We start from the raw sequence: 9302 nt of genomic DNA, 5'->3' as shown, positions 1-9302 counted from the left end.
GGCTCCTGCCTGCTGGGCGGCAAGGACAAACTCGACGAACGCCTCGCCCGCGCCCGCGAGGGCAAACGCTCCAAGGGCCAGGCCGCCATGAAGACCTTCGAGGCGACCCGGCCCACGGTCGGCGCGATGGCGGTCGGCTGTGCCCGGGCCGCCTACGAGTACGCCCGCGACTACTCCACCCAGCGCGAGCAGTTCGGCAAACCCATCGGCGACAACCAGGGCGTGGCCTTCCTGCTCGCCGACATGGCCACCCGCATCGACGCCGCCCGCCTGCTCGTGTGGCGCGCCGCCTGGATGGCCCGCAACGGCAAGGACTTCACCAACGCCGAAGGCTCCATGAGCAAACTGTTCGCCTCCGAGACCGCCACCTTCGTCACCCAGAACGCCCTGCGCATCCTCGGCGGCAACGGCTACACCCGCGAGTACCCCGTCGAGCGCTGGCACCGCGACGCCACCATCTACACGATCTTCGAGGGCGCCAGCGAGATCCAGAAACTCATCATCGGCCGCACCGTCACCGGACTGCCCGTCCGGTAACACCCTGCCGTGACGCCCGGGACGACGGCCGCCGACCCGACCGTCCCGGGCCCTGCCCCGCCCCACGGGGAACGGCAGGGTCTCCCCCGCCCGCGCCCGCCGCGATGGGTGAGGGCGCGGGTGAGCGGGTAGGCGCGGGGCAAGGAGGTGAGGCCGGTGTTCGAGCTGCCCGCGTTCGGCCCGCTGATCGCCGTGGCCGTACCCATCGCCGTCATCTTCCTGGTGCTGGGGATCTTCTGGATCGTCCAACGCCAGGCGGAGAAGGCCGTCCGTTCACCCGACTACTGGGACGAGGTACCCGACGGGAAGAGGTACCCGACCGGTTGGGGCGAGGAGCCCGCCCCGACGGAGCCCGTCCCCGACGAACCCGACAACGGCTCCGAGCGCAAGCCCCGGGAGGGGCGCGCCCCGGGGGACGGGGGGGACGCCTCCGAACGGTAGGGGCCGGGGCCGTTCAGGCGGCGCGGGTGGCGGTGGTGGTCTCCGTGCGGCGAACGGCCCGTCGAGGGATCCGGGGCCGCACCGGCGGACCCGGCGGCGGCTTCCGGCGGCAGCGGACCGCTGTGGCCGGCGGCGGCCGTGGTGGTGGTCCCGGCGCTCGGGTTCCTCATCGGTTACGCCGTCTTCGGCTGACCGCGCGGTCCGCGGACCGTTCGTCGGGCCCGGCCCGGGTCAGTCCTTGGAGGCGGTGGCGCCCCACCAGATGTTGACGTCGGAGTCGACCGCCCACCGGTCGATCTCGCGCAGCTCCTCGTCGGAGAACCCCGCCGAGTCCGCCGCCCCCAGGTTCTGTTCCAGCTGCTCCACGCTGGACGCCCCGATCAGAGCGGTGGTGACGGTGCGCGGCCCCTGGTCGCGCAACACCCAGGAGATCGCCATCTGCGCCAGGGTCTGGCCGCGTTCGGCCGCGATCCGGTCGAGCGCGCGGGCCCGCCCCAGCACCTCGTCGGTGAGCATGTTCCCCCGCCAGCTGGGCCGCCCCACCCCGGCACGGGAGTCCGCGGGCACCGACCCGTCCAGGTAGCGGGAGGTCAGCAGCCCCTGTGCCAGGGGCGAGAACGCGACCACGCCCATGCCCTCGTCCGCGGCCGCGTCCAACAGCCCGTCCTCCACCCAGCGGTTGAGCATCGAGTACGAGGGCTGGTGCACGACCAGGGGCGTGCCCAGGTCGCGCATGATCGCCGCCGCCCTGCGGGTCAGCGACGGCCCGTAGGAGGAGATCCCCGCGTACACGGCCCTCCCGGACACCACCGCGTGGTGGAGGGCCGTCATGGTCTCCTCCAACGGGGTGTCCGGGTCGGGCCGATGGCTGTAGAAGACGTCGACGTGGTCGAGGCCCATCCGTTCCAGGGAGCGGTCGAGCGAGGACAGCAGGTACTTGCGCGAACCGCCCTGCTGGTGCGGCCCCGGCCCCATCACCCAGCCGGCCTTGGTGGTGATCACCAGCTCGTCGCGGTAGGGGCCGAAGTCCCGCGCCAGGATCCGGCCGAGGTTCTCCTCCGCGCTTCCCGGCGGCGGGCCGTAGTTGTTGGCCAGGTCGAAGTGGAAGACGCCCAGGTCGAAGGCGCGGCGCAGGATCCGGCGCTGCCCCTCCAGGTCCCGGTCGCCGCCGAAGTTCTGCCACAGGCCCAACGACAGCCTCGGCAGCCTCAGCCCGCTTCTGCCGCAGCTCCGGTACTCCAGCGAGTCGTACCGCGCCTCGTCCGCCACGTACGTGCCCAACGTCCGCTCTCCTTCCCAGCCGTGCCGCTACTCGTCGACGGTGAGTTCGCCCATGCGGTCCCAGCCCTCGCCCTCGACCACCCGGCTGACGATCAGCGGGGTCTCCTTCAGCAGCGGCTTCATGGACGCCAGACCGGCCCTGAAGTGGTCGCTGTTGACGTGGGCCTCACCGGCTCCGTCCCTGAACGCCTCGACGAGCACGAACTCGTCGTCGCGCTCGACGCTGCGGGACCACTCGAACCACAGGTTCCCGGGTTCGGCGCGGGTCGCAGCGGTGAAGTCGGCGACCTCGTCGAGGAAGCCGTCCACGGCCTCGGGCTTCACCCGGTACTTGACGACGATCAGGATCATCCCGGATCTCCTTCGTGTTGTGCCACGGGGCACGCGGTCGTGCCGTGCCCCACGCTCACCACTCTTGCAGAGCGCGCACGCCCGGAGCCCCGACGGAGCCGGTGGCGGGGTGTTCCGTCGCTCACGCGGAGACCCCGGTCAGGCCCCGCCGAGAGCGGCACCGGGTACGCGGGTGGCGCGCCACTGCCCGTCCTCGCCCTCCCGTACCTCCAGGACGCCGGGGGCCTCCTCGGGGTGGAGCAGTTCGACGCTGGCGATGAGGGTCTCGCCGTCCAGGTCGGTGCTGACGGTGACCTCGCCGACCTCGAAGCCCTCCGTGTCCTGCGCGCCGGGCAGTTCGGCGAGGTAGTCGGGGAAGGCGGCAGCACAGTCCCGGGCGTTCTCGCTCTGGCCGGTGATCGCGGACTGGGCGCCCTCGTCGGTGAAGGCGCAGCCCGCCTCGCCGTCTCCGGCCACGAGGGCCGCCACGAACCCCTCCGCCACGGTCCGGGCCGACTCGGCGGCCTCGGCCTCGGCCTCGGCGGACACGTCCGGCCCTTCCGCGGCCGACCCGCCGGCGGTGTCGTCGGCGGGCGCCTCCTCCCCGCCTTCACAGGCGGTGAGGGCGAGGGTCAGAATCAGGGAACACAGGAGGGTGCGTCGCATGGGGGGCTGCCTTCCGGGAGCGGGTGGGGTCGATCAGCGGCGGACGTCCGCATCGCACTATTGTTACCGCATTCACCCGGATGATGACCATGAGTACCCGGACCTGGCATGTACCCACAGCCCTGACCAGGCAGGGGCACCCGGCCGGAGCGGCGGTACGGGCGCGTGCGCGCCGGGCCCGCGCACGTCGGCCCGCGGGCCCGGTCCCCTCACGGGAGCCGGGGCTTGTCCGCGGGGGCGGCCTCTGATGTCATGGACCCGGGTGACCGGCATCACGGCATCCGTCTTGGCGCACAGAGCACGCGCGGGCGTGCTTGAGGGAATCGGTGCACGCGCGGGCGCGCACCGGCCGATTCCGCTGTGCGTCCGCGCCGGAGGTGACATGTCGTACCGACTTCGGGCCGAACCCCGGGGCGCACCCGCCACCGTCCTGCCCCCGGCACTGGGGGCCCGGCTCCGCCCCCTGGTCCCGCACCTGACCGAGGAGGCCGTGGACGGGATCCGCCGACGGGCCGAGGCCCACTCCCACCCCCTGGACCCGACGTACACCGAGACGATCAGGCAGGCGATCGGCACCGCCGTACACGCCTTCCTGGACCGGCTCGGGGACGGTCCGGCGTCGGAGCGCTCCGACACCGTCACGGAGACCTTCCGCGCGTTCGGGGCGGGCGAGGCCCGACAGGGACGCACCCTGGAATGCCTGCACACGGGTATGCGCACGTCGGTGGCGGCGGCGTGGCGGCGGCTGGCTCGGGCCGAGTCGATCGACCGGGACCAGATGGCCGCCCTGGGCGAGGCGATCTTCGCGTTCCAGGAGGAGATCTCGGCGGCAGCCGCCGAGGGCCACGCCCAGGTGCGCGGCGCCGGGGTGGAGGCGCTGCGGCGCAGACGGTCCCGTTTGCTGGAGGTACTGCTGGCCGAGTCCGGGACGGAGCCGGACCCGCGGGCGCTGTCCACCCTGGCCCGCGCGGCCCGGTGGCGGGTGCCCGAACGGGTGGCGGTGGCCCTGCTGCCCCAGGAGGACTCGGCGGAGGGGGCCGCGCCGGTACTGCCCTCGGACGTGTTGGCGGACCTGGACCGGTTGGAGCCGTGTGCCCTGGTACCCGACCCGGAGGGGCCCGGTCGGCTGCGCTCGTTGGAGCGCTCGCTGCGGGGGTCCGACGCGGTACTGGGTCCGACGGTGCCGCTGGAGCGGGCTCCGGTGTCGCTTGCCCGGGCCCGGGAGCTGGCGGAGCTGGTACGCGCCGGGATGGTGTCGGGCCGGGGGGTGCTGCGGTGGAACGACCACCTGCCGGAGCTGCTGCTGTCCCGGGACACGGATCTGGTGGCGGAGATGGCCCGGTCCCGGCTGGCCCCGTTGGAGGGCATGCGGGCACCGCAGCGGGAGCGGATGGCCGACACCCTCCTGGCCTGGCTGGCCTCGGGGTTCAACGCCAACGAGGCGGCCGAGCGGCTGCGGATCCACCCGCAGACCGTGCGGTACCGGATGCGGCAGCTCGAAGAGCTGTTCGGGGCGCGCCTGCGGGAGCCGGGTGCGCGGTTCGAGCTGGAACTGGCGCTGCGGGCGCGCAGGCTCCTCGGACCCTCACTGGACGAATGACATACCGAACGGTCGGGATGTTCCCCGCGCAACGGTGCGCGGGGAACATCCACGGCCCCCGGGTCAGCCCCGGGGCGCCAACGCGCGGATCACCGCGGCCGGGTCCTGAGCGGGCGGGCCGATCGGGGCGATCATCGGGGTGGTCACCCCCGCCTGCGCATAGGCCTCGATCCGCTCCCGGCAGTACTCCGCGGGCCCGTGCACGACGAGTTCGTCCACGACGGAGTCCGGGATCGCGGCCAGCGCACCCTTGCGGTCACCGTCGTCCCACGCCTTCCACATGGGACCGAGCTCCTCCCTGCCCAGCCACTCGTGGAAGGCCCGGTAGACGGGCACGTTCAGGTAGGCCGAGATCGCCCACCGGCCGATCTCCCGGGCGGTGTCGGCGTCGGTGTCGGGAATGGCGAAGATCCGAGCGACGATCTCCTTGTCCTCGCCGAACTCACGCACGATCGGGGCGACCGTGCGCACGTCCTCCGAGGACAGCCAGTTGATGATCGCGCCGTCGCCCTCGCGCCCGGCCAGGCGCAGCATGCCCTGGCGCAGCGCGGCCACCAGGATGGGCGGCTGCTGTTCGGGCGCCGAACCGAGGGTGAACCCCTTCACGGAGAAGGTGTCGTAGTCGGCCTTGACCTTCTGCCCGGTCAGCGCCTCGCGCAGGAAGCGCACGGTGTCGCGGACCTTCTTGTAGGGCTCCTCGAAGGGGATGGAGTTCCAACGCTCGACGATGACGTTGGAGGAGGTGCCCACGCCCAGCGCGAAACGGCCCGGCGCGGCGGCGGCCATCGTGGCGGCGCTCATCGCCAGGGTCGCGGGGCCGCGTGTGTAGGCGGGCACGATCGCGGTGCCCAGGCGCAGCCGTGGCGCCCACACGCTGGCCAGGGCCAGCGGTGTGAACGCGTCGGTGCTGTTGGCCTCGGCGGACCAGGCATCGGTGTAGCCGAGGTCGGGCAGTGCCTCGAAGAGAGGACGCTGGTCGGCCAGGGGGATGCCCTCGAAGGGGACGGTGATGCCCCAGCGGTCGGTCATGGCGACTCCTGTCAGTGGACCGGTCTTACAAACCGAACCCGGTTCGTGTTCGGTATGGGCACGACGGTACCCGCCACCGGGGTCACCGCAGAAGACCGAGTCCGCCCTACGCCGCCCCGCGCGCCCCGAAGCGATGTGCGCCGCGCCCGGCGCACGGGTCCCGTGGGGCGTATGTTCGTAGGTACCCGGCCGTCCCGGCCGGTACGGACACCCACGAGAACGAAGGAGGCCATCGCCGTGGCCAAGCCGCCCTCCCCCTACGACTTCCTGCCCGAGGTCGACGCGTTCACCGTCACCAGCGACGACGTGGTGGACGGACAGACCCTGCCCAAGGCCCAGGTCAGCGGCATCATGGGCGCCGGGGGCGAGGACGCCTCACCGCACCTGGCCTGGAGCGGGTTCCCCGAGGCGACCCGGAGCTTCGCCGTCACCTGCTTCGACCCGGACGCCCCGACCGCGAGCGGTTTCTGGCACTGGGCGGTCTGCGACATCCCCGTGGAGGTCACCGAGCTGGCGACCGACGCGGGCAACGGCTCCGGCCTGCCGGAACAGGCCGTCACCCTGCGCAACGACGCCGGAAGCCACCGCTACATCGGTGCCGCGCCGCCCGCCGGGCACGGCCCGCACCGGTACTTCTTCGTGGTGCACGCGGTGGACGTGGCGAGCCTGGGTGTGGACTCCTCCGCGAGCCCCGCCTTTCTCGGCTTCAACCTGTTCTCGCACACGCTCGGCCGGGCGATCATCACGCCCACGTACGAGCAGGGGTAACAGCCCCGGTCGACCGCGGAGGGCGGGCGGTGCGCGCGGCGCACCGGCCCGCCCTCCGTCCTTTCCCGTCGGGCCGAGGGGACACGCGCCAGGGGCCGTCCGGTTCACCCGGCAACCGCATTCGGCCATTCACAGGCCCCGGGAGCACGCCCCCGTCTAGGCTCGGTCCATTCACGCGGAACACGCCTGGACTAGAAGGGTTCGACCGGTGCCCCAGCAGCCTTCGAGGAAACCGACCGTCGTGGTCACGACAGCGGGTTCCGCTCCGACACCCGGAACCATCCTGCACCTGCGTGAGCACGGTTTCCGGGTGGTGGCCACCGACGTGGACCCCGCCGCCCCGGGCCTCTACCTGGCCGACCGCGGTTACCTGGTGCCGCCGGGCGGCAGCGATGCCTTCCTGCCCCGGATGCGCGCCCTGTGCGCCCGGGAGGGGGCCGTGGCCGTGGTTCCGCTGGTGGACGAGGAGCTCGTCCGGGTGGGCGAGCTCGCCGGGGACGGGGTGGCCGTGCTGCTGCCCCGCCCGGACTTCGTCGTCGGCTGCCTGGACAAGTACGCCCTCATGCAGCGGCTGGACGAGGCCGGGATCGGGGTGCCCCGCACCTGGCTCGCCTCGGAGTGGCCGACCGGCACCGCCGATCCCCCGGTCGGCGGTTTCGTCGTCAAACCCCGCAGCGGGCGGGGCAGCCGCGGTGTCGTGACCGTCGGATCGGCACGCGGGGTGGCCCGCGCGGTCGCCGAGAGCGGGTACGCCGCCGACGAACTGATCGTGCAGGAACGCGTCACCGGCCCCGAGTACACGGTGTCGGTCGTGGTCTGGCGCGACGGCGGGGTGCAGGCGGTGGTGCCCAAGGAGGTCGTGCTCAAGCAGGGGGTCACCAGGTACGCCGTCACCAGGCGCGACCACGGGGTCGTCCGCGCCTGTCGGGCGGTGCAGGACGCCCTGCGCGCGGACGGTCCGTTCAACGTCCAACTGTGCCTGGACGGGCTGGGACGGCCCAGGATCTTCGAGATCAACCCCCGGTTCTCGTCCACGGCGGCGCTCACCGCGGCCGCCGGGGTCGACGAGATCACCGGTCTGCTGCGGCAGGCCGTGTGCGAGGGACCCAGGCTGGACGACGAGTGGCGCGAGGGCGTGGCGATGGTGCGCCGGTGGACGGACGAGTTCCTGAGCGAGGAGCAGTTCACCTCGCACGGGCTCTCCCCCGCCCCGCCGGGCGCGGCGGCCGTCGGCGGACGGTCCCCGATCGTCCCGGTGCGTGCGCGGTGAACGGCCCGCACCCCCTCGCCTCGGCGGTGGCCGCGGCGGTCGTGGAGGTCGGTGGACTGCTGCGCGAGTGGCGCCGGGACCCGAGGGCCCGCAGCGGCGTGTGGGAGGGCAGCCAGTTCAAGGCCGAGGCCGACGCGATGGCCCACCGGGCGCTCTCTCTGCGGCTGAGCGCGATCGACGACCGGATCCCGGTGGTGAGCGAGGAGGACCCCGCGTCGCTGAGCCGCCGGCGACCGCCCCGGTACTGGCTGATCGACCCGATCGACGGAACCGCCAGCTACGTGCACGGGTTCGACGGATACGTCACCCAGGCCGCCCTGGTCATCGGTGAGCATCCCGAGGTGGCGGCGGTCTTCGCGCCCGAGAGCGAGGTCCTGTACACGGCCGTACGCGGTCAGGGCGCCCGCCGGGACGGCCTCCCCCTGCCCGCTCACCCGCCCACCCCGCCGGGACACGGGGTGCTCACCGACAACACCCCCGAGCCCGCGGGGATCGCCAGGCGCGCCTACGAGCGGTTCGGTTACGGCGAGTACCTGGAGAGCGGCAGCATCTCGTTGAAGCTGTGCAGGATCGCCGAGGGCCACGCCCACCTGTTCGTCAAGGACGTCCCGGTACGCGACTGGGACGTGGCCGCGCCGGGTCTGGTCCTGGCGGAGACGGGTGGTCTGGTGACGCGTCTGGACGGTACCGGCTTCAGCTACCGGGGAGCCTTCGAGCACACCGGCCTGGTGGGTGCCGCCGACCCGTCGACGTGTCGCACCGTGGCCCGGTGGGCAACGCCCTGACCTGCGATAACAGTGCACCTCGGCAAGCCTGGGGCGGACCGCTCGAACTGCCTTCGCGGTTCCCTTTCGCGTGCCGGGCACGGCGCGTATCGTGTGGTCACCAACTCGCGCCTTCGGGGGGTGGGAAGTGGAGACCCGACGTCTGTCGGCGGACCGGATGCGAGCCTCGGACACCGATCGGGACCTGACGGTGGACCGCCTCGCGGTGGCCTTCTCCGAGGGTCGTCTGGACCACGAGGAGTACGAGCGCCGAGTGGGTGCGGCGCTGAGCGCGGTCCTGGTCGGCGAGCTCCGCTCGCTGACCGCTGACCTTCCGGGGGCCCGGGTCCCGGTCCCTCGGCCGAGGCCCCACCGCGAGCACCGCACCGGGACGGCGCCGGAGGGGCCGCTCGTGCCGTGGGAGGAGTGGGGCGAGGAGTGGCGGTGGTGGCTGGGCGTGGCCGGGCTGCTGACCGGGGTGTGGGCCGGGGCGAGCCTTCTGGGCGGCGAGTGGGTGCCGTACTGGCCGTTGGTCCCCCTGGGTATCTGGGCGGCCGTACTGTTGGCCTCGGCCATCTGGCCCAGCGGGGAGGAACCGCCCTGACCGGGACACGGT

11 protein-coding genes are annotated in these 9302 nt (G+C 73.0%); 7 read left to right on the top strand and 4 right to left on the bottom strand.

All coding sequences use genetic code 11. The features are described from left to right. Both IE195_RS18415 and IE195_RS18410 read left to right on the top strand, forming a co-directional pair. Positions 1–537 (top strand): acyl-CoA dehydrogenase family protein (locus IE195_RS18415; protein WP_268249183.1); only part of this gene is annotated, 537 nt, incomplete at its 5' end. Between the two features lie 156 nt (positions 538–693). Then, positions 694–978 (top strand): hypothetical protein, encoded by a 285-nt coding sequence (locus tag IE195_RS18410; protein WP_191273126.1) that lies wholly within the window; start codon positions 694–696, stop codon positions 976–978. 231 nt (positions 979–1209) lie between these two features. Here the strand turns inward: IE195_RS18410 and IE195_RS18405 are convergent, their stop codons facing one another. From IE195_RS18405 to IE195_RS18395, 3 genes are all read right to left on the bottom strand, one after another. Further along, the gene (locus IE195_RS18405; RefSeq protein ID WP_191273124.1) at positions 1210–2259 is read right to left on the bottom strand and encodes an aldo/keto reductase; all 1050 of its coding nucleotides are present in this window, start codon (positions 2257–2259) and stop codon (positions 1210–1212) included. 27 nt (positions 2260–2286) lie between these two features. Next, entirely contained in the window at positions 2287–2610 is a 324-nt protein-coding gene (locus IE195_RS18400) for a putative quinol monooxygenase (RefSeq protein ID WP_191273122.1), read from the bottom strand. A gap of 138 nt (positions 2611–2748) precedes the next feature. Beyond that, positions 2749–3255: a lumazine-binding domain protein gene (locus IE195_RS18395; RefSeq protein WP_191273120.1), complete on the bottom strand. Its 507-nt coding sequence runs from the start codon at positions 3253–3255 to the stop codon at positions 2749–2751. 382 nt (positions 3256–3637) lie between these two features. Between IE195_RS18395 and IE195_RS18390 the strand changes: the two genes are divergently transcribed. Next, the gene (locus tag IE195_RS18390) at positions 3638–4855 is read left to right on the top strand and encodes a PucR family transcriptional regulator (RefSeq protein WP_191273119.1); all 1218 of its coding nucleotides are present in this window, start codon (positions 3638–3640) and stop codon (positions 4853–4855) included. Positions 4856–4918: 63 nt separating this feature from the next. Here IE195_RS18390 and IE195_RS18385 read toward each other — a convergent pair whose 3' ends face one another. Continuing rightward, positions 4919–5884: an LLM class F420-dependent oxidoreductase gene (locus tag IE195_RS18385; protein ID WP_191273116.1), complete on the bottom strand. Its 966-nt coding sequence runs from the start codon at positions 5882–5884 to the stop codon at positions 4919–4921. A 237-nt stretch (positions 5885–6121) separates the two neighbouring features. Between IE195_RS18385 and IE195_RS18380 the strand changes: the two genes are divergently transcribed. The 4 genes from IE195_RS18380 (at position 6122) to IE195_RS18365 (ending at position 9290) form a co-directional block, all read left to right on the top strand. After that, positions 6122–6652: a YbhB/YbcL family Raf kinase inhibitor-like protein gene (locus IE195_RS18380; RefSeq protein WP_191273114.1), complete on the top strand. Its 531-nt coding sequence runs from the start codon at positions 6122–6124 to the stop codon at positions 6650–6652. 241 nt (positions 6653–6893) lie between these two features. Continuing rightward, the gene (locus IE195_RS18375; RefSeq protein ID WP_191273112.1) at positions 6894–7922 is read left to right on the top strand and encodes an ATP-grasp domain-containing protein; all 1029 of its coding nucleotides are present in this window, start codon (positions 6894–6896) and stop codon (positions 7920–7922) included. After that, entirely contained in the window at positions 7919–8707 is a 789-nt protein-coding gene (locus tag IE195_RS18370) for a 3'(2'),5'-bisphosphate nucleotidase CysQ family protein (RefSeq protein ID WP_191273110.1), read from the top strand. The genes IE195_RS18375 and IE195_RS18370 overlap by 4 nt, the downstream gene beginning before the upstream one ends. A 127-nt stretch (positions 8708–8834) precedes the next feature. Then, positions 8835–9290: a DUF1707 SHOCT-like domain-containing protein gene (locus tag IE195_RS18365; RefSeq protein WP_229826291.1), complete on the top strand. Its 456-nt coding sequence runs from the start codon at positions 8835–8837 to the stop codon at positions 9288–9290. Positions 9291–9302 lie beyond the last annotated feature (12 nt).

Origin of the sequence: Nocardiopsis terrae (genome assembly GCF_014651695.1) — a bacterium.
Lineage (GTDB): Bacteria > Actinomycetota > Actinomycetes > Streptosporangiales > Streptosporangiaceae > Nocardiopsis > Nocardiopsis terrae.
Note: the sequence above shows the minus strand (reverse complement) of the source record. Positions and strands in the feature narration are given on the sequence as shown.

Coding starts and splice junctions, on each gene's coding strand:
- IE195_RS18400 (WP_191273122.1), bottom strand. CDS start 2,610: ATGATCCTGATCGTCGTCAAGTACCGGGTGAAGCCCGAGGCCGTGGAC.
- IE195_RS18395 (WP_191273120.1), bottom strand. CDS start 3,255: ATGCGACGCACCCTCCTGTGTTCCCTGATTCTGACCCTCGCCCTCACC.
- IE195_RS18390 (WP_191273119.1), top strand. CDS start 3,638: ATGTCGTACCGACTTCGGGCCGAACCCCGGGGCGCACCCGCCACCGTC.
- IE195_RS18385 (WP_191273116.1), bottom strand. CDS start 5,884: ATGACCGACCGCTGGGGCATCACCGTCCCCTTCGAGGGCATCCCCCTG.